Annotated in this window: 15 protein-coding genes; 5 read left to right on the forward strand and 10 right to left on the reverse strand. The window is 43.6% G+C overall.

What is annotated here, in order from left to right:
• Positions 1–210 precede the first annotated feature (210 nt).
• Positions 211–1,188, forward strand: a complete 978-nt coding sequence (pfkA, locus tag GKR74_RS08610) for a 6-phosphofructokinase (RefSeq protein ID WP_154603266.1) — start codon at positions 211–213, stop codon at positions 1,186–1,188.
• 183 nt (positions 1,189–1,371) lie between these two features.
• On the forward strand, positions 1,372–2,385 hold the full coding sequence (locus tag GKR74_RS08615; RefSeq protein WP_154603293.1) for a sulfate ABC transporter substrate-binding protein: 1,014 nt from the start codon (positions 1,372–1,374) through the stop codon (positions 2,383–2,385).
• A 90-nt stretch (positions 2,386–2,475) separates the two neighbouring features.
• Here GKR74_RS08615 and GKR74_RS08620 read toward each other — a convergent pair whose 3' ends face one another.
• The 3 genes from GKR74_RS08620 to GKR74_RS08630 form a co-directional block, all read right to left on the reverse strand.
• Complete coding sequence (locus GKR74_RS08620) at positions 2,476–3,450, reverse strand: OmpG family monomeric porin (RefSeq protein ID WP_154603267.1); 975 nt, start codon at positions 3,448–3,450, stop codon at positions 2,476–2,478.
• Between the two features lie 550 nt (positions 3,451–4,000).
• Positions 4,001–4,771, reverse strand: coding sequence for a triose-phosphate isomerase (tpiA, locus tag GKR74_RS08625; protein WP_036950832.1), 771 nt, complete (start codon positions 4,769–4,771; stop codon positions 4,001–4,003).
• A 196-nt stretch (positions 4,772–4,967) separates the two neighbouring features.
• Positions 4,968–5,594, reverse strand: coding sequence for a DUF1454 family protein (locus GKR74_RS08630; RefSeq protein WP_154603268.1), 627 nt, complete (start codon positions 5,592–5,594; stop codon positions 4,968–4,970).
• 52 nt (positions 5,595–5,646) lie between these two features.
• Here GKR74_RS08630 and GKR74_RS08635 point away from each other — a divergent pair, with 52 nt between their 5' ends.
• On the forward strand, positions 5,647–6,069 hold the full coding sequence (locus GKR74_RS08635; RefSeq protein ID WP_154603269.1) for a DUF805 domain-containing protein: 423 nt from the start codon (positions 5,647–5,649) through the stop codon (positions 6,067–6,069).
• Positions 6,070–6,080: 11 nt separating this feature from the next.
• Here GKR74_RS08635 and fpr read toward each other — a convergent pair whose 3' ends face one another.
• Positions 6,081–6,827 carry a ferredoxin--NADP(+) reductase gene (gene fpr / locus GKR74_RS08640; protein ID WP_154603270.1) on the reverse strand — a complete coding sequence of 249 codons (747 nt, stop codon included), beginning with the start codon at positions 6,825–6,827 and terminating at the stop codon, positions 6,081–6,083.
• 442 nt (positions 6,828–7,269) lie between these two features.
• Between fpr and emrD the strand changes: the two genes are divergently transcribed.
• Complete coding sequence (gene emrD / locus GKR74_RS08645; protein ID WP_154603294.1) at positions 7,270–8,454, forward strand: multidrug efflux MFS transporter EmrD; 1,185 nt, start codon at positions 7,270–7,272, stop codon at positions 8,452–8,454.
• A 37-nt stretch (positions 8,455–8,491) separates the two neighbouring features.
• On the opposite strand, the gene GKR74_RS08650 is transcribed toward emrD, so the two are convergent.
• The 3 genes from GKR74_RS08650 to GKR74_RS08660 form a co-directional block, all read right to left on the reverse strand.
• Entirely contained in the window at positions 8,492–12,454 is a 3,963-nt protein-coding gene (locus GKR74_RS08650; RefSeq protein WP_154603271.1) for a hypothetical protein, read from the reverse strand.
• 242 nt (positions 12,455–12,696) lie between these two features.
• Positions 12,697–14,223, reverse strand: coding sequence for a glycerol kinase GlpK (glpK, locus tag GKR74_RS08655; protein ID WP_132497051.1), 1,527 nt, complete (start codon positions 14,221–14,223; stop codon positions 12,697–12,699).
• 70 nt (positions 14,224–14,293) lie between these two features.
• Entirely contained in the window at positions 14,294–15,124 is an 831-nt protein-coding gene (locus GKR74_RS08660) for an MIP/aquaporin family protein (protein ID WP_154603272.1), read from the reverse strand.
• Between the two features lie 305 nt (positions 15,125–15,429).
• On the opposite strand from GKR74_RS08660, the gene zapB reads away from it, so the two are divergent.
• On the forward strand, positions 15,430–15,669 hold the full coding sequence (zapB, locus tag GKR74_RS08665; protein ID WP_154603273.1) for a cell division protein ZapB: 240 nt from the start codon (positions 15,430–15,432) through the stop codon (positions 15,667–15,669).
• 234 nt (positions 15,670–15,903) lie between these two features.
• On the opposite strand, the gene rraA is transcribed toward zapB, so the two are convergent.
• The 3 genes from rraA to hslU form a co-directional block, all read right to left on the reverse strand.
• Positions 15,904–16,422, reverse strand: a complete 519-nt coding sequence (gene rraA / locus GKR74_RS08670; protein WP_154603274.1) for a ribonuclease E activity regulator RraA — start codon at positions 16,420–16,422, stop codon at positions 15,904–15,906.
• A gap of 119 nt (positions 16,423–16,541) precedes the next feature.
• Positions 16,542–17,459, reverse strand: coding sequence for a 1,4-dihydroxy-2-naphthoate polyprenyltransferase (locus tag GKR74_RS08675; RefSeq protein ID WP_154603275.1), 918 nt, complete (start codon positions 17,457–17,459; stop codon positions 16,542–16,544).
• Between the two features lie 185 nt (positions 17,460–17,644).
• Positions 17,645–18,979: an HslU--HslV peptidase ATPase subunit gene (hslU, locus tag GKR74_RS08680; RefSeq protein WP_108479178.1), complete on the reverse strand. Its 1,335-nt coding sequence runs from the start codon at positions 18,977–18,979 to the stop codon at positions 17,645–17,647.

The raw sequence follows: 18,979 nt of genomic DNA on the forward strand, positions 1-18,979 counted from the left end.
GTAATCGAGATCACAAGAAAACATAAAAGTTGGCGAGAAAACCCATGCATAATCCTTGCTTTGTCGTATTATTTCGCCTGTTGAATCAATTCAGCAAAATTATTGGCTGAATTTTAGCGGTTAATCCGTTAGCGAGTTGCAGTGAATATCAGTGCAGTGCGGTGGTTTTTTCATAGATTTGCAATTTATGTTCATTAATCAGAGGTCATCATGGTCAAGCAGATTAAAAGAATTGGAGTGTTAACGAGCGGTGGAGATGCACCGGGTATGAACGCAGCGATCCGCGGCGTAGTACGTGCAGCTCTTGCTGAAGGTTTAGAAGTGATGGGTATTTTTGATGGATACCTCGGCCTTTATGAAAACCGCATGAAGCAGTTAGACCGTTATAGCGTTTCGGACATGATCAACCGTGGCGGTACATTCTTAGGCTCTGCTCGCTTCCCTCAATTCCGTGATGAAAAAGTCCGCGCGGTAGCGGTTAAAAACCTGAAGAAAAACCACATCGATGCACTGGTTGTCATTGGTGGTGACGGTTCTTATCTTGGTGCTAAATGCCTAACTGAATTAGGTTTCCCATGCATTGGTTTACCGGGCACGATTGATAACGACGTTGCTGGAACAGACTACACCATCGGTTATTTCACTGCGTTAGAAACTGTGGTTGAAGCAATTGACCGCTTACGTGATACATCGACTTCTCACAAACGTATCTCTATCGTTGAAGTGATGGGGCGTTATTGTGGCGATCTCACTCTCTCTGCGGCAATTGCAGGTGGCTGTGAGTTTTTAGTTCTGCCAGAACAAGAAATGCCATTTAACCGTGAAGAGTTACTGTCGGAAATCAAACGTGGGATTGAAAAAGGCAAGCGCCATGCGATTGTCGCGATCACCGAGCACGTTTGCGATGTGGATGAGCTAGCAAAATATATTGAAGCAGAAACTCACCATGAAACTCGCGCAACGGTATTAGGACATATTCAGCGCGGCGGTTCTCCGGTTGCTTATGACCGTATTTTGGCTTCTCGCATGGGTGCATACTCTATCCAGCTGCTGCTTGAAGGCTACGGCGGGCGTTGTGTGGGGATCCAAAATGAAAAATTAGTTCACCATGATATTGTTGATGCGGTTATGAACATGAAGCGTGTCTTCAAGAAAGATTGGCTGGAAACCGCGAAAAAACTGTACTAATTTTTTACCTCTATTATTGCAAATCTCACCGGTATGGTTGGCCTTAGGCTGGCCATATCGGCGAAGATTGCCCTTGTTTTCCTCGATATTCCTCTTATTTATAAGATTTACCTTTTCGGTATTTCCCGTTGTCGTGGGTATCTGTCAGCCTGATTCCGTATTCAATTAATGGAGAAAAGGATGATGGTACGTTTCTGGCAAAGTTCACGCTATCCCATAGCGGCATTTTCTTTATTGTTATTAACAGCGGGAGCATGGGCGAAAGATATCCAAATTTTAAATGTCTCTTATGACCCGACTCGCGAATTTTACCGCCAATATAATCAAGAATTTGGTGATTACTGGAAAGCAAAAACTGGGGATACGGTGACTGTTCGCCAGTCTCATGGCGGTTCCGGTAAACAAGCCACTTCGGTGATTAACGGGTTAGAGGCAGATGTAGTGACACTAGCCTTGGCATACGATGTGGATGCGATTGCACAAAGTGGCAAAATTAATCCGGGCTGGCTGAAAAAACTCCCTGATAATTCTGCACCCTATACTTCAACCATTGTCTTTTTAGTGCGTAAAGATAACCCGAAAAATATCCATGACTGGGGTGATTTGATCCGTAAAGATGTCTCTGTGGTGACGCCGAACCCAAAAACATCGGGCGGCGCCCGCTGGAATTATTTGGCGGCATGGGGATATGGATTAGAAAAAAATCAGAATGACCCAGAAAAGGCCAAACAGTTTGTGAAGCAGCTTTATCAAAATGTTGAAGTGCTAGATTCTGGCGCGAGAGGGGCAACTAACAGCTTTGTAGAGCGTGGAATTGGCGATGTGTTGATCGCGTGGGAAAATGAAGCGTTGTTAGCCATTAATGAGTTAGGCGCGAAGGGGGATTTTGAAATTGTTACCCCGAGCATTTCTATTTTAGCAGAGCCGACCGTTGCTGTTGTCGACAAAACGGTGGATAAGCGAGATCACCGTGAAGTGGCACAAGCCTATCTGGAATTTTTGTATTCACCGAAAGGGCAAGAAATTGCCGCGAAAAACTATTATCGTCCCCGAGATGCTCAAGTCGCCAAAGCGTATCAAAGCCAGTTTCCACAATTGAAATTACTCACCGTGGATGAAAATTTTGGTGGTTGGCAACAAGCGCAGAAAACGCATTTTGCGAATGGTGGGATCTTTGATGAAATCATTCGCCGCTAATCGCTAACGATTTGAAGACAAAATTAAACGCCTAACCGTCCGCTATAATGGCGGAACGGCTAGGAATTTATGACTGCTAGCTGGTTATCGCTACCAGCTATATTTCACGCCTAACTGACCGAGATACATCGTCTGTTTATTACTGTTCCCTGATGTTTTTTCACTGCCTTTCGGGTATTTCCATTTGGTGGGTTCATAAGCCACACCGCCCCACAATGCTAACTTCGGTGTCACTTTGTATTCCACTTGAGTGCCGAGACGGTAGCCACTGCATAACTGCTGAGTGAGATGACCTCGATTGTTGTACTCGTTGTCATTAATGAGATAGCGGAAATAAGGAGAAATGCTCCAATCTTGGTTAATAGTTACTGGTAAGCCAAGACGAATTTGGCGTTGTAAGGATTGGGTGGTGAACTCATTATCCCATGCTTTGTCACTGTAATAGCTGACCTTGGCTTTAATGCTATCGGTGAGTTTATAGCTCACGCCAACTTCAGATTCAAATTCGTAGCTATTGGCCTCATAGAAATTACTGTAGTAGTAAAGCGCACCCCAATAATTAAATGTCCATCGTTCATCAAGGTTGATTGAACCTGAAGGCATGATCCAATAAAGGCTATTGGAGGCGCGGGCTTTAGAGCCTGGTGTTCCATCATTGGATTCTTTGCGGTAAGTGAAATTGACATCGAGGTTGGAAATTTTATCTTTAATAAACTGCTTGGTCACACCGATTTGGGTTCGATTGCGAATGTAAGAATCTCGGGAATTGGAGAAGTTTTTTCCGTGATTTCTTAAGGTTTCTCGGTGTTCGAGATCAAACGACCAAGTAGATGCCAGATTACTCAGCGATAACTTACCTACCATGCTGGCTTTATCATACACTTTATTATTCTGTGAATCCCGCTGGCCTTGGTACTCTTCCAGTTCGACATACACATTGGTTTTAACACGCCAATGGTCATCGCTAGACGGAGATTGACTGGATTGAGAATAACTGGCGATAGGGAAAATAATTGCTGTGCTAAGAATTGCAGTATTAAGAATTAAACCCATTATAGACTTCATATTCATCCTTTATAGAATGCTTTAATTATTTAATGATTGAAAATCAATGGGCTCATAGAGTAATTACAATAAGCAAGAAGCTGTCGAACTCATTGAAGAGGGACGTCACCATAATTAATAAGGAGCCATTGATTTTTATTACGTTACTAATTTAAAGAGAACAGAATAAAAAATATCAATAATGAAAAGTCGGCGAGCCGACGCAAGCAATCTAAATGAATTATCTCACTGTTGTCTATTGTTATTTTTTGATGCTATGGATAGTTAAATTAGTGGGCTAGCTAATTTAAAGTGATCTAATTGGCTGTGTTTATTCGATTTTTATTTCTGTTTTTAATAGGATTGAAGTTTGTCTTATATTTATATAATCATTTATTTTCAATGTGAGAATAAATAAATTTAGATGGGTTATGTTTTTAATTAATGGTTTTTTAAATTCTTTTATTATTATTTTATTTTTAGGTTTTTCTGTAACGAAGATAAAATAAACCGCCTATTTAAAAATAAGTTAAATAGACGGTTAAATTGAATAATCAAATAGAGTATTTAATTATTTTGCTTTTTTTGCTTCTGCTGCTGCTTTAACAATCACAGCGAAAGCATCAGCTTTTAAGGACGCGCCGCCCACTAAAGCACCATCGATATCTGGTTGAGTGAATAACTCAGCCGCGTTGCCTGCGTTAACAGAACCGCCGTATTGAATGATCACTTGCTCAGCGACAGCTGCATCTTTTTTCGCAATGTGGCTACGAATAAATTTATGCACTGCTTGTGCTTGTGCTGGAGTTGCTGATTTACCGGTTCCGATTGCCCAGATTGGCTCATAAGCGATAACTGCACCTTGGAATGCTTCAGCACCTAATGTGTTCAGAACTGCATCGATTTGACGAGCACAAACTTCTTCAGTCTTGCCAGCTTCGTTTTCAGCTTCGCTTTCACCGATACACAGAACTGGGATTAAACCTTGTTCTTTCAGCACTGCGAATTGTTTTGCAACGAACTCATCACTTTCTTTGTGATAAGTACGGCGCTCTGAGTGACCGATGATGATGTATTTTGCACCGACATCTTTCAGCATTTCAGCAGAAATTTCGCCAGTGAATGCGCCAGACAGGTTGACGTCAACGTTTTGTGCGCCTAATGCAATGCGGCTGCCTGCGATAGCGTGTTTAGCTTGAGTTAAGTACATCGCTGGTGGCGCAATTGCTACGTCACAGCCATCAACGCTGCTCAGTTCGTTACGCAGGCCAGCAATCAGTTCATTGACCATCTGGGTACTGCCGTTCAGTTTCCAGTTACCCATTACCAATGGATGTCGCATGTTATTTCCTCCAACCAAAAAGTTTGAATGATTTATCGATTAGTTTTTCATCACGCGATCAAGGTATTACGCGCAACGAGACGTTTCTGTCGCTGTTCCTGCATTATAGGAACAATGGATAATAATAGCTTTGCTTTTCATCATGCTTATTGCCAGAGCGTGATCATCATCCATTTAGCGTATTTGTTGCTCTCAATTATTGACGGTTTTCACTTGCTTGTTGTTCTAGCTTAATCGGTTCAACAGCAAAAGTAAGCACATTATTGTCACTTTTTACCAAAATATATCGCAATGCACCTAATCTTGCTTCTTCCGCGCGGGTTGGGTTTTTATTGGCCATAAACTTGTTCAGCGCAGCGGTCAGCTCTGGGGCTTTATCCAGAGAAACATTAGGGTCAAACTGATGAATAATAGCAATAATATAGCGCTCGATTAATTGGCGATTTTCTTGAGCGTCAGTTTCGTTGTCCGTGGGTAATAATGTGATTTGTAAGCTTTTAATTTTCTCACTACCTCGTTCGAGGACGGCAGATGAGTATATTTGTTGATTAATACGTGATGCGGCACGAATGTAGGGCGCGGATATATCTTGGCTAGCAATCACTTTGTATTCGTGAAGATACAAATCTTTATAGGTTTGATTAAATTGACTACGTAGCTCTGGGATCGTGAGATTAAAGGTTGGCGCATCAGGTGCTAAATACGCGACGCTTAAGTCGGTATCAGGTAACGTCGGTACCTTTTGGGAAAGTGCCATTTGTGGAAAATAGCACACAAAAGCGGTTATGATGATGGACATGGAACGGAATATTGGTTGAGCCATTTTTTCTGCCACTTATTCTTCAGAGATTAATATTGTATCAGGATTACACACAATGACATTACTACAATGGGCTTTTTCCTTTAAAGGCAGAATTGGACGGCGACCATTTTGGGCGGGTGTAGCAGGCTGTTTTATTTTAATGACTCTGATTTCTCTCTTCCAAAACGCATTTTCATTACCGGATGTCGTTGTGGTGGTGTTGTTTATTTTGTTGCTGTATCCCCTTGCGGCGATTTTCACCAAGCGTCTTCATGATAGAGGTAAACCGGGGGGATGGTTTGCTTTAGTCGTGTTAGCTTTTGCCCTTTTTTCCTTCGATGTCAGTCAATTGGCAGAAATTTGGCAATGGGGAATTGGACGCTTTCTTCCACTACTGATCACGATGATGATGCTGATTGATTGCGGCGTTTTTGTGGGAATGGAAGGTGAGAATCCGTATGGGAAAAAGACAGATAAAGTGGATTATCTGTCTTAATCGTTAGGTTATTACCAGTACTGTTCGCTGGTGATATGTCCCGGTTTACGGCGTAAATGTTTAACTAACCCGTGGGTTTCTTTGAGTTTATCCCGTGTATCTCGCACCATTTCTGGGTTGCCGCACAACATAATGTGGCAATTTTCTGCATCAATCGGCAACCCAACAAATTCTTCCAATTGATGATCTTCAATTAATGCGGGAACCCGCCCATATAGCGAGCCGGGTGCGTGTTCACGACTCACGACGGTGACAATGCGTAATTTCCCTTGGAATTGCTGCTCTAATTGCTGCATGAGCGGCAGGTAGCTCAGATCTTTTTGGTAACGCACGGCATGCAGTAAGACGATTTTTTCGAAGCGCTCTAGCCCTTTATTCTCTTGTAAAATAGAGAGAAATGGACCAATAGCCGTACCTGTCGAAAGCATCCAAAGATGTTTGCATTCAGGAATTTCATCCAGCACAAAGAAGCCAGAAGCCTCATCGGTGATTTGCAGTGTATCGCCGACTTGTAGCTCAGCGAGCTTCGGGCTCAGTTTTCCATTGGGAACAATGACGAAATAGAATTCAAGGCGGTTGTCACTGGGGGCATTCACATACGAGTAGGCGCGGGCAACGCGTTCCCCATTAACTTCAAGGGCGAGTTTAGCAAATTGTCCTGCAATAAACGGTTGAATAGGCGCATCCACCACTAAACTAAACAAGGTTTCTGTCCAATATTTGGCTTCAACCACCCGACCTGTTACCCAATTCGCCATAAATTTGTCCCTCTTATCGAAAAAACCTCAGAGAAAGTATTCAACAGTGTGAATTATTTAAGATATACATTGCTGAACTTAATAGGATTTCATACTAGATCAGTTCATTGTTTATGCTTATCGATAAAGTGTTTTAGTGGATTGTTCTGCAAATGGGGAGTTTGGTAATTTTAATGTACAGTTAAGTTGACAGAGGTGGCGAATATTACTGCCAACGCGAAGTAAATTAAAATGGTGTTCTACCTCGAAAAATTCATAAATTTTGTTATCTTTATCACACAAGAACAACATCAATTGTTTGCTAGTTATATAATTCCAATGTAATGGGCAAAACAACGAACAAAAATCTATTATTTAATCCTAAGTGCAAGCGTTCGTGTTATTAAACTTTAATAATGCGGCGCTATTGTGTGCTCAGGAATTGTGAGTGTCTGAGAGCAAAATGAGAAAGCTTGAAAATTTTAATCTGTTATTAATGTTGATTGCCCTCGCTGCGGTTGGGCAAATGACTCAAACTGTTTATGTCCCTGTTATTGCTGAAATTGCGGTGTATTTCGGCGAGCCTTCGGGTGCCGTACAGCGCGTTATGGCGGCGTATCTGTTTTCTTATGGTTTCTCCCAGCTACTATATGGTCCGTTATCTGACCAAATTGGTCGCCGTCCGGTGATTTTAGCTGGGTTATCTATCTTCTTAGTTTCAACGATTGTCGCCATTTTTGCCCCAACATTGACTGTATTGACAGTCGCGAGTGGTTTACAAGGTTTAGGTACAGGGGTTGCGGGAGTGATGGTGAGAACCATGCCGCGCGACCTGTATAAAGGCACCGCGCTACGTTACGCCAATAGTCTGCTCAATATGGGGGTGTTAGTGAGCCCACTGTTAGCGCCTATGTTTGGTGGGATACTGGCGCACTTCTTTGGCTGGCACGCTTGTTATATTTTCTTATTCCTATTGGGTGGCGGGGTGTTGTTCAGTATGTATCGCTGGATGCCAGAAACTCGTCCTATTTCACCTGAAAAGCATAATTTAGTGGCGTCATACCGTGAATTATTATCTAACGGTTCGTTTCTGTCGTATTTGACGATGCTGATTGGTGCACTTGCTGGGATCGCAGTTTTCGAAGCCTGTAGTGGTGTATTGATGGGCGGCGTCTTAGGGCTAAGTAGCATTACTGTCAGTATTCTGTTTATTCTGCCTATTCCTGCGGCATTCTTTGGTGCTTGGTATGCGGGGCGTGAAGGTAAGAATTTCTCCACCTTGATGTGGCAGTCGGTACTGATTTGTCTGGCTGCGGGCATCATGATGTGGGTGCCGGGTTGGTTTGGCATCATGAACACATGGACATTATTGGTGCCTGCTGCGCTTTTCTTCTTTGGTGCAGGGATGTTATTCCCGTTGGCGACTACTGGTGCGATGGAACCTTTCCCCTATTTAGCGGGGGCTGCGGGGGCATTAGTCGGTGGTTTACAGAACGTGGGTTCTGGTGTGGCAACGTGGGTTTCCGCATTGATGCCACAAAATGGCCAGTTTAGCCTTGGCTTGCTGATGTTCTTGATGTCGATGTTGGTGGTGCTGTGTTGGTTACCGCTGGCACGCCGAATGAGCCATACCGAGCGTATGGTTTAATATTCATGTTCAGGGGGCAAGTAAGCCCCCTGATTTATTATGCGACTAATGGAATAAATTGCGTAGCTTCAACCCATTGGGCTGCATTCTGTTGTGCATGGATAGCGTCTTCTTTCATTCCCACCATCTGTGAAATCAGTGCATTAAATTCCACGGGACGGTCATAATTGAGAAATTCTCGGTTTTCTGCAAGAGTGCCTTGGTCATTTTGCTGTATCCATACAGAGCTAGCTTCAACATCGTCCTGCAAATGTCGGTCGATATACACTTTGATCCCTGCAACGTGTAAATCTGGAGTACTGTCTAGCGTGCCTTTTACCGTCAAAATGCCATCTTGATCTGAAAGATACCAAGGCTCTATAGGTGCATATTCTTGAATTTTACCTTGCTCATCGTAAAGACAGATGGTTGCCCAGTAGGTATTGCTCGATGATGCTAATTTGCCAATATCAATTTGTTGATTCAGTTGCACATCAGACAGTAACTGAACATCGGATAGGACTGCCAGTTGAGGGAGTGATGTGGATGAGTTTTCCTCATATAAATCAAAATGATTGAGGGGAATAAATGTTGCTTTAGTATCCACAAGGGGCTGCGATGGGTCTAATGAAAAGTATTGCAGGTTTAATCGCCCATTTTCGACCCATTTTGCACACAAAGCTTGGTTATCTTCACTCACCGACCAAAACAGTTTGCTGCCGCGCCAATAATTATCCATCTGTAAGTTTTCTGGTATTGTTTTTCCATCCCCATAAATAAATAAGCGATTTGCCAGCGATTCTGGATTTTTATACTGATAAACCGTGGTTTCTGTGCCATTTTCAGTTTTGAGGATATCTAGGCTAACTAACTCCCCTTTATTGGCGATACTGAGGTTGATTTCATTACCTTTTAGTGAAACCTTGAGGGTTTCAGTGAGTAATCCGGATGGCGTGACATAAGTGATCGTCAAACTATGCGGGGAATCGAAATGATCTTTTTGGATCACATGTCCGATGGTTTGAGTGATGGTTAGGTAGCTATAGGGGTGTAATTTTCCGTCCGATAGTGGCAAAAAAATCCCCGTTAGTTGATAGACGGGTTGGTATTTACGCTCTACCGCGTTTTCATCAATATTGGCCAGAAAGTCCTGCGCCTGCTGGGTCAAATAATCTGAATGGGCGAGAAAAGCATCATACTGATCGGTGTAATGTGGGTAATCGGCGGGGTACATCGCAGGGATGATTTCATCAGTTTGATTTTGTTGGCGATACGTCGTGTATTGCTGACGATATTGGTCAAATGCCATATTTTCACCATGATTTTCAGGGTGATAGGGATAACCTTCTTTTGTGGTATGCCCTAAACTTAGCCCATGTCCAAAAACTTCATGCCACAGAATGCTGGGTTTGGTGATCCCCCCTCCAAAGTTGTGAGTTGCGAGCCCAATGGTTCGCGCGGTTCCCCCTGACATGGCTAAATGTTCAATGGAAGAGTAGAAAAATTCGGAATAGAGCCGAGTGCGTCGTGCGGCTCTTTGGCTATCCGAATAGGCCCAATCAATTTGGGACATCGATGCTTCTGGAATGTTTTTAGGGGCATCATACTGAGGGTGCACTAACGTTGAGGTGTCTATATAGCCTTTTTTATCCTTAACAATATAAGGATAAAGTCCCATATTCTGGCTCAGTGATGGGTAGCTAAATAGTGTGAATTCGTGGGTTGGCAGCTTGGCGGTGGCCTCTAATCCCCAACTCAGTGGCGAATAATTATAAATCCCATGCCCGTCACGATATAAGCTTGCATGCGTGACGTGAGCCGTCATCGGGGTAACAGACTTTATTGTCGGTGAAAAAAGCCCTTCAGCATTGGTGTATGGTTGAATGATGGGTTGATCTCCAGCCATTATCTGGATTTGCATGCCTGGTTGTACCCATTTGCCTTTTATGGGGGCGGTGTAACTTTGGTGATGAAAATGTTGAGCATCAATACTCGGTGTCGTCGGTTTCTCGTTTAGTTGCGAGGGAAGCATTATTGGGCCTGTCAAAACAATACGCTCCAGTTCGTCACCTTGTTTATTGCGAATTATCGCGACAATATCAGGGGCATTTCTGGCGGTTTGGCTGGTGATGTCGACTTTGAGTAATGCCCAGCGATTGGCGGTTAAACCAAAATAAGGGGAATTTGGCGATAATAAATGCGTCTGCGCTAACTGGATACCATGAACCTGCATATCATTCGGAACTGGCTGGTGGTAAATGGGGTCGGGTAGTGAAAATGTACGTTGCCCAGGAATAGAAAGTTGGGGGGCATCTTCGGCTTGCAATTGAATTGACATGGGGGCAGAAATAGCGCCATTTTTCATCACTGCCACAACATCAAACTGGTCATGTCCTTTAAACGCTTGGTAGCTATTTGGTTGATATTGCCACTCGCCTGTATCTTTATTAAGTTCAACTTCCCCAAATAACGGTGCTTCAATCAATTGGAAATAGTCGATTTCTTCGTGATGTGGAAGGTTGCCAATTATTGCTCCAATGACGAATTGGTTGGTGACGCCATTTGGGTTTTTAGCAATGAGAATGGGGTGAGTAGATTGATTTTTCAGCTGAAACTGTGAAACCTGCATACCATTACAATCAATGACTATCTGGTGGTTTGCATAACGCATGGAAATAGATGGCAATTCAAGACTGGCCAGCTGTTGATTAACATGGAACTCGATTTCTGAGGCGAGCGCATCCCAAGAATCTTGGCGGGAAAATTCGATATCATCCAGACGTAGGGCGATAGTTTCTCGTGAGCTGTTGAGTATCATCGAAAAATAGTGGCTATTTTGCAACGTCTCTTCGGTTAATGTCAGCGTATTTATTGATAAAGCGGGTAGTGAAACACGCTGTTGAAAACCGTGGGCGTTAAATGTCGTTTGCAGCTTAGGTAATGGTGCTAATGAGGGCAAACTCGACGTTGTTTGCGAAGCGTGATGAATAGCATGGTCAGGGATAAATTGGATTTCATCATCATCTGGGAAACCCCAACCTAAACGTATTTCTGGCGGCAGTCCCCCGGTTGTCGTGGAGATTTTAAACGGTATTTGCTGATCAGCTTTCGACTTCGGGATAATAATTTCAGCAAATTCATCATCTTGAGTCATTTTTTGAGTCTGTTGGTTGACCTCGAAGGTAAAATCTTCACTGTGGTACAACGTGTCCAGATAAATGCGAATATTTTCAGATTTCGGTACAGTGAGAGTTCCTTCATAGACCCAAACGGTGAATGATGAGCTTTCAGGTAAGCCGCTAGCATAGTGAGTCAAGTTAGAGATGGTGAAGGTATTTTTTTCTATTCCATGGGATGTGGATTGGTAGGCTGTTACCTGCATACCTGGCTTTTGGAGCGAGGAGTAGGTTGGCTGAGAAACGTTATTAATATCGATATTTTCTACTTCGTTAAGTAGCTGCTGAATGGGCAGTGAAACCGTTTTCTCGTCATCCTCAATAATAATGACACTGCCGCCGGTTAGCTCCAGCCAGTGGCGAATAATGTCAACTTGTTGGTCATTGGCATCGCTGGCAAGAATGACGGTATCGTAGTGGCGATGCCACTGCCCACTAGGTAGAAGTGCATCGGCAAGTTGCGCTTGGGAACGAGGTTCACCATCACGCCATTGATGAGAGGAATGGAAGCTATCCACCCATAACCCATGCTGTGGGTGGAAGGCGAAACCGGAAAAATCATTTTTATCCAAGGTACTTAGTAAGTAATTTTGGCGCTGCTCACCAAATAATCGAGGCTTATCCATTAACCAATTTGTCAGTTCAAATGCGGCTCGCCCTGAGTGGGTTTGTTGAGGATTGGCACTTAATCCATCAAGAAAAAAGCTGTCTGTATGAATTCTGACGACACGCCCTCGTGCGTTGTAGTTACCAAATTGGAGATGTCCTTGTTGTTGGGCATGAGAGATAAGTTGTACAGTGCGCGAATTGGTGGTGTTAAAAGGGTATTTTTTGCGGTTATCCATAACCAAAGCTCCAAAAAATGAAAATGGTTGTTTATGAACGAATTTATTCATAAAAAGTTATTGCGGGAGTGAATTCTAGATAAGCGGGTGACTTCTTTCTAATTTATTATTCGTCTGATAATTGCCTTTTTATTTATTAGCTAATTACCGGTGTGGTTTGATGGGAAAACCTCATAAAAAAAGCAGTGCCGGAGCACTGCTTTGACTGCTTGTTTAGCAATATATGTCGTGATACCGAAAAATTAAGCGCGATCTTCCCACTCTTGAGCACGAGCGACCGCTTTTTTCCAACCCTCGTATTTATAGTTACGCTCGGTGGTTTCAATACCTGGCTTAAATACGCGTTCAATGTTGGCTTTACTTTGCAGCTCATCCAAGCTTTCCCAGAATCCAACGGCGATACCCGCTAAGTAAGCCGCACCCAGCGCTGTGCTTTCGCGTACTTCAGGACGCTCGACAGAGGTGCCGAGAATGTCAGATTGGAACTGCATCAGGAAGTTATTCGCAACGGCGCCACCGTCCACACGCAATGCTTTTAGGCGTTCACCAGAATCGGCTTGCATCGCATCGAGGACATCGCGAGTCTGATACGCGATAGATTCCAATGTTGCACGAATAATGTGGTTGCGGTTTGCCCCACGCGTTAAACCAAAGATAGCGCCGCGCGCATACGGATCCCAATAAGGTGCACCAAGACCTGTAAAGGCAGGCACAACATATACGCCATTGCTGTCTTTAACTTTAGTCGCAAAATATTCGGAGTCGGTGGATTCATCAATCAGTTTCAGTTCATCACGTAGCCACTGAATAGAAGCTCCGCCCACAAATACCGCACCTTCAAGGGCATAGTTCACTTCGCCTTTAGGGCCGCAAGCGATGGTGGTTAATAGGCCATGATTGGAACGAACGGCAGTATCCCCAGTATTCATTAATAAGAAGCAGCCAGTTCCGTAGGTATTTTTTGCCATGCCGGATTTTACACACAATTGACCATACAGTGCCGCTTGTTGGTCACCCGCAATACCCGAAATTGGGATACGCGTACCGCCTTTACCCCCAATGTTGGTTTGTCCGTAAACTTCAGAAGAAGGGCGGACTTCTGGCAGCATGTTACGAGGAATATTTAACGCTTTAAGGATTTTGTCATCCCACTCTAAATTACGAATGTTGAATAACATGGTTCGAGAAGCGTTGGTATAGTCAGTGACGTGGACGCGACCTTGAGTCATTTTCCAAACTAACCAAGTATCGACAGTACCGAACAGTAATTCACCTTTTTCTGCGCGTTCACGAGCACCTTCGACGTTATCGAGGATCCATTTCACTTTGGTACCGGAGAAGTAAGGGTCGACCACTAAACCTGTGTTTTGGCGAATATACTCTTCAAGTTCTTTATCGTTCGTTTTTAAATGAGTACAAAAGTCAGCGGTACGGCGGCATTGCCAAACAATCGCATTATAGACGGGTTTACCTGTCGCTTTTTCCCAAACAATTGTGGTTTCACGTTGGTTGGTGATACCGATACCCGCCACTTCATCGGTGCGAATATCGGCTTTAGCGAGAACTTCAATTAAAGTCGAACTTTGTGTTGCCCAAATTTCCATTGGGTCATGTTCTACCCAGCCTGGTTTTGGGTAAATTTGCGTGAATTCGCGCTGGGAAATACTGACGATATTTGCATCATGGTCGAGAACGACAGCTCGCGAACTGGTTGTGCCTTGATCAAGAGCGACAATATATTTTTTAACGATATTGGTTTCTGTTGTCATAATTTAAACCTGTTCAGCAATGGGTTAATCTGGTTTTAAGTAAACCCAGTTTTGGAAATAAGAAACGGTATTAAGAGGATTTTTTCTCTTCTTCATCAGACTCGCAAGTCATGCAAGGCAGATGGCGACCAATTAATTTGCGATAACCGAATGCCCCTAGCAAACCACCAACAATCGGTGCAGTCAATGGGACAAGGAAATAAGGAATATCACGTCCACCTGTCAGGGCAATATCACCCCATCCGGCTAAATAAGCCACGACTTTCGGGCCAAAGTCACGCGCTGGGTTTAAGGCGAATCCAGTCAATGGACCAAAAGAGCCGCCGATAACCGCAATTAAGATACCAATCAATAATGGCGCTAATGGACCTTTAGGAACACCGTTACCATCATCGGTTAAACCTAAAATTAAGCAGACTAAAATGGCGGCAATCACCACTTCAATAAAGAATGCGTGGAGCACGCTGATTTGTGGCGCAGGGTAAGTTGAGAAGACACCCGCAGTAAATAAACTTTCTTGCGTGCCACGAACAATATGGTGAACTTGTTCGTAATCGAAAAAGACAGGGGAATACATTGAGTAAACTAGGGCAGCAGCACAAAAGCCCCCGAGCATTTGAGCGATAATGTAAGGAACTACTTTTCGCTTATCGAAACACGCGAATAACCATAATGCTAATGTGACGGCAGGGTTTAAGTGAGCGCCAGAGATGCCCGCAGTTAGGTAAACTGCCAGCGCGACGCCGAAGCCCCAAATCACACTAATTTCCCAAAGGCCTAACTGGGCACCCGCAATACGTACAGCTGCGACACATCCTAAACCAAAAAAAACCAACAGAGCAGTTCCAAGAAACTCCGATATACACTGACCAGTCAGTGTTGAAGGTGTCATTTTGCTCATAATTATTCATCCTGCAATAGTCAATATAGGGGGCGTTTTGCACGAGTAAAATTTTCTTCGCGAAAATTTATTCTGTTAATTTAGCGAGAAAAAAGATAATCGAATATTGCGATTTGTGAAAACTGTGTGTCAAATCACCAAAAAACGAAAACAAACAATCATTTTTAAGGTCGAATTCAAACATTTGAATAGTCACGGTCGAAACAATTAAAAGAATAATGTTTGTAATCAAGTGTAAGTCACTGGACACAGAGGATCATGCTACTTACAATCGGGGGAAAGCGCTTATAAAGGGAGATCCGAACATGTCATTTGAAGTATTTGAGAAACTAGAATCCAAAGTTCAGCAAGCCATCGATACCATCGCATTAATGCAGATGGAAATTGATGAACTGAAAGAACAAAACAGTGCATTAAGCCAAGAGTTACAAACCAACAAATCAGGTACTGAATCACTGGTTCGTGAAAATGAACAGCTGAAGCAAGAGCAGGCAACTTGGCAGGAGAGGTTACGGACGCTTCTCGGCAAGATGGAAGAAGTTTAATTTCCTCGTCATACTTCGCATTGTAGGGGTGTTGGCCGCACTCAGTTATCCTAGTCACATACTTTTGTATGCTCCTAGGAATACCTTCGTTTGCCGCCTACCTACAATGTGAATTATTTAGAGGTATTTAGACGTTTGTTTTCTGAAAGAAGTGAAAAACAGAAAATAGAAAACAGAGCAGAAAAGAAAAAGGCAGATAGTGATATCTGCCTTTTTTATGGAATTTGGTGGGGATTATTCGTCGATGGCTTCGTCGAAATCGTCGTTAGCTGCTTGGGTCAGTGGTTCTTCGGATAAAATCATGCCTGTGTTATCGGCATATAGATAATCGCCGGAGAAGAACGTCACACCGCCAAAATTAACGCGGATATCGCTTTCGCCGATACCTTCGTCAGGGCAACCCGCAGGGATTGCAGCAACAGCTTGGATGCCGAGATCTAACTCCATTAATGCATCCACTTGACGGACGGCACCGTAAACCACAATACCTTCCCAGCCATTGTCTACCGCTAATCGAGCGAGTTCAGCGTCAATCAGTGCTTTACGCACTGAACCACCGCCATCCACCAGCAAGATGCGCCCATGGCCGTCTTCTTCCAGCAAATCATACAGAATGCCATTATCTTCAAAGCATTTTACTGTAATGATTTGACCGCCAAATGAAGTACGTCCACCAAAGTTGGAGAATAAAGGTTCTACTACATTAACGCTTTCTTGGTAGATGTCGCAGAGTTCGGAAGTATCATATTTCATAGGATTTAGGTCTTTTTTGCTGCAAGAGGAAGGTCAGTATATCCCTTTTAGTCACTGATTGGCAAAATTCCCGCCAGAAAATAAGCGGGAAAAGTCAAAAAAACAGCAAATAATTGAGACTATTTACTCAGGATAACCCCGAGGGAGAATAAAACGTTGGTGACTAAAGCGATTTTCACCATGTTTTCTAGCATTGGGCGCATCCCTTCAGGGGTAGGATCAGAAAGGACTTTGCGCACATGGTTCATTAGCATTGGCACCGCCAATAAGAATAACCAGCCCGCCCAACCTGTTAAATAGAGTAAATTGAAAAATACCAAACATAAGATGGAGACGATGATAATAATGGCGTGGTACATGCGCGCGCCTTGTGGGCCTAAGCGCACTGCCAACGTATTTTTACCCGCTTTAATGTCATTTTCAATATCACGCATATTGTTGATATTTAAAACAGCCACAGACAGTAAACCGCAAGCTGTTGCTGGCAGGACAGTGATGATATTAAAGCTGTTCGCTTGTAGGTAAAAAGTACCAATCACACTTAACCAGCCAAAGAAAATGAGAACGGAAATATCCCCAAGGCCAAGGTAGCCATAAGGTTTTTTACCGACGGTATAAGTGATGGCAGCCACGATAGCCACTAACCCTAAGCCAAGGAATCCGATGGCATCTTCTGGTTTTTCGCACGCGACAATAATCAACAATAGGCCAGAAAGGCAAGCCGCGAAGATATTCAGCTTCAGCGCTTTTTTCATATCTTCTTTGGTGATAACGCCTTTTTGCATTCCGCGCAGAGGCCCGATGCGTTCAGCGGTGTCTGAACCTTTAATCGCATCGCCATAGTCATTGGCGAGGTTAGATAAAATTTGTAATAAGCCCGCTGTGATAATAGAAAGCAGAGCGACCGGCCACTTAAAGTTACCCGTGAAATAGGTCAATGCGGATCCAGTGACGATGGCAATCACCCCTAATGGCAGGGTTTTTGGTCGTAAACTTTCTAGCCAAGCTTGTTTGCGGCTGATTGAAGATGAGTTCATGTAATTTATTCACCGTACTCGTGATATTTCAATGGGTAACGTGGCTTTGCTGCTGAGTGACCGTTTGAATTATTGGGAGTAAATGTTCTTATTAAGTTGGATTTTATATGTCAAAAGTGCAGCAAGATTGCTGCACTTTAGCTAACATCCATTAAGGATACATGAAAACCTGATAATTAATAAGATTATAAAATAAATCTACTCAGGTCTTCGTCTGCTACCAGTTCGTCTAAGTGCTGGCGGACATACTCAGCATCGATTGTGATACTTTGTCCGTCGCGCTCGCTGGCGTCGAAAGAGATATCTTCCATCAGACGTTCTAGCACGGTATGTAAACGACGCGCACCAATATTCTCGGTTGATTCATTCACTTGCCATGCAGATTCTGCAATTTTGCGAATACCATCCGCGGTGAATTCGACGCTAACACCTTCTGTTGCCATCAGCGCTTTGTACTGTTCAGTCAAAGAAGCATTAGGCTCAGTTAAGATGCGCTCGAAATCTTCAGTCGTTAGAGCCTGGAGCTCAACTCGAATTGGCAGACGACCTTGCAATTCTGGGATCAAATCAGATGGGCTAGAGACTTGGAATGCCCCAGATGCGATAAACAGGATGTGGTCAGTTTTCACCATACCGTGCTTAGTTGAGATGGTGCAGCCTTCGATTAATGGCAGCAGGTCACGTTGTACCCCTTCACGGGACACATCTGGACCTGAACTTTGACCACCACGTTTACAGATTTTATCGAACTCATCAATAAACACGATACCGTTTTGTTCAACGGCTTCAATGGCTTGTTCTTTCAGCTCTTCAGGATTAACCAGTTTTGCCGCTTCTTCTTCCACCAGCAGTTTAAAAGCTTCTTTGATTTTCATCTTACGAGGCTTCTGTTTTTGACCTGCTAAGTTTTGGAACATAGATTGCAGTTGGTTGGTCATCTCTTCCATGCCCGGAGGAGCCATGATTTCAACGCCCATTGGTGCTGCGGAAACTTCAATTTCAATTTCTTTATCGTCTAACTGGCCTTCACGTAATTTCTTACGGAATGCTTGGCGTGCTGGTGATTGCTCATCAACAGGTTCTGCTTGTCCCCAGTTATTTTTTGCTGGTGGGATCAACACATCAAGAATGCGTTCTTCCGCCATCTCTTCGGCACGATAACGGTTTTTCTCGATAGACTGTAAACGCACCATTTTTACCGCAGAATCGGTAAGATCGCGGATGATAGAGTCAACTTCTTTACCTACATAGCCCACTTCCGTGAACTTAGTGGCTTCAACCTTGATGAATGGCGCATTTGCCAGTTTGGCTAAACGGCGTGCGATTTCTGTTTTACCTACCCCGGTAGGACCAATCATCAGAATGTTTTTTGGGGTTACTTCATGGCGTAAATGCTCATTTAACTGCATACGGCGCCAGCGGTTACGCAGGGCAATAGCAACAGAACGTTTAGCTTTATGTTGGCCAATAATATGGTTGTCGAGTTCGCTGACAATTTCGCGTGGAGTCATTTCGGACAT

Origin of the sequence: Providencia sp. wls1914 (assembly GCF_009706645.1) — a bacterium.
Classification (GTDB): domain Bacteria; phylum Pseudomonadota; class Gammaproteobacteria; order Enterobacterales; family Enterobacteriaceae; genus Providencia; species Providencia zhijiangensis.

Coding starts and splice junctions, on each gene's coding strand:
- GKR74_RS08630 (WP_154603268.1), bottom strand. CDS start 5,594: ATGGCTCAACCAATATTCCGTTCCATGTCCATCATCATAACCGCTTTT.
- GKR74_RS08615 (WP_154603293.1), top strand. CDS start 1,372: ATGGTACGTTTCTGGCAAAGTTCACGCTATCCCATAGCGGCATTTTCT.
- glpK (WP_132497051.1), bottom strand. CDS start 14,223: ATGACAACAGAAACCAATATCGTTAAAAAATATATTGTCGCTCTTGAT.
- GKR74_RS08650 (WP_154603271.1), bottom strand. CDS start 12,454: ATGGATAACCGCAAAAAATACCCTTTTAACACCACCAATTCGCGCACT.
- GKR74_RS08635 (WP_154603269.1), top strand. CDS start 5,647: ATGACATTACTACAATGGGCTTTTTCCTTTAAAGGCAGAATTGGACGG.
- tpiA (WP_036950832.1), bottom strand. CDS start 4,771: ATGCGACATCCATTGGTAATGGGTAACTGGAAACTGAACGGCAGTACC.
- rraA (WP_154603274.1), bottom strand. CDS start 16,422: ATGAAATATGATACTTCCGAACTCTGCGACATCTACCAAGAAAGCGTT.
- GKR74_RS08675 (WP_154603275.1), bottom strand. CDS start 17,459: ATGAACTCATCTTCAATCAGCCGCAAACAAGCTTGGCTAGAAAGTTTA.
- pfkA (WP_154603266.1), top strand. CDS start 211: ATGGTCAAGCAGATTAAAAGAATTGGAGTGTTAACGAGCGGTGGAGAT.
- hslU (WP_108479178.1), bottom strand. CDS start 18,979: ATGTCCGAAATGACTCCACGCGAAATTGTCAGCGAACTCGACAACCAT.
- emrD (WP_154603294.1), top strand. CDS start 7,270: ATGAGAAAGCTTGAAAATTTTAATCTGTTATTAATGTTGATTGCCCTC.
- zapB (WP_154603273.1), top strand. CDS start 15,430: ATGTCATTTGAAGTATTTGAGAAACTAGAATCCAAAGTTCAGCAAGCC.
- fpr (WP_154603270.1), bottom strand. CDS start 6,827: ATGGCGAATTGGGTAACAGGTCGGGTGGTTGAAGCCAAATATTGGACA.
- GKR74_RS08620 (WP_154603267.1), bottom strand. CDS start 3,450: ATGAAGTCTATAATGGGTTTAATTCTTAATACTGCAATTCTTAGCACA.
- GKR74_RS08660 (WP_154603272.1), bottom strand. CDS start 15,124: ATGAGCAAAATGACACCTTCAACACTGACTGGTCAGTGTATATCGGAG.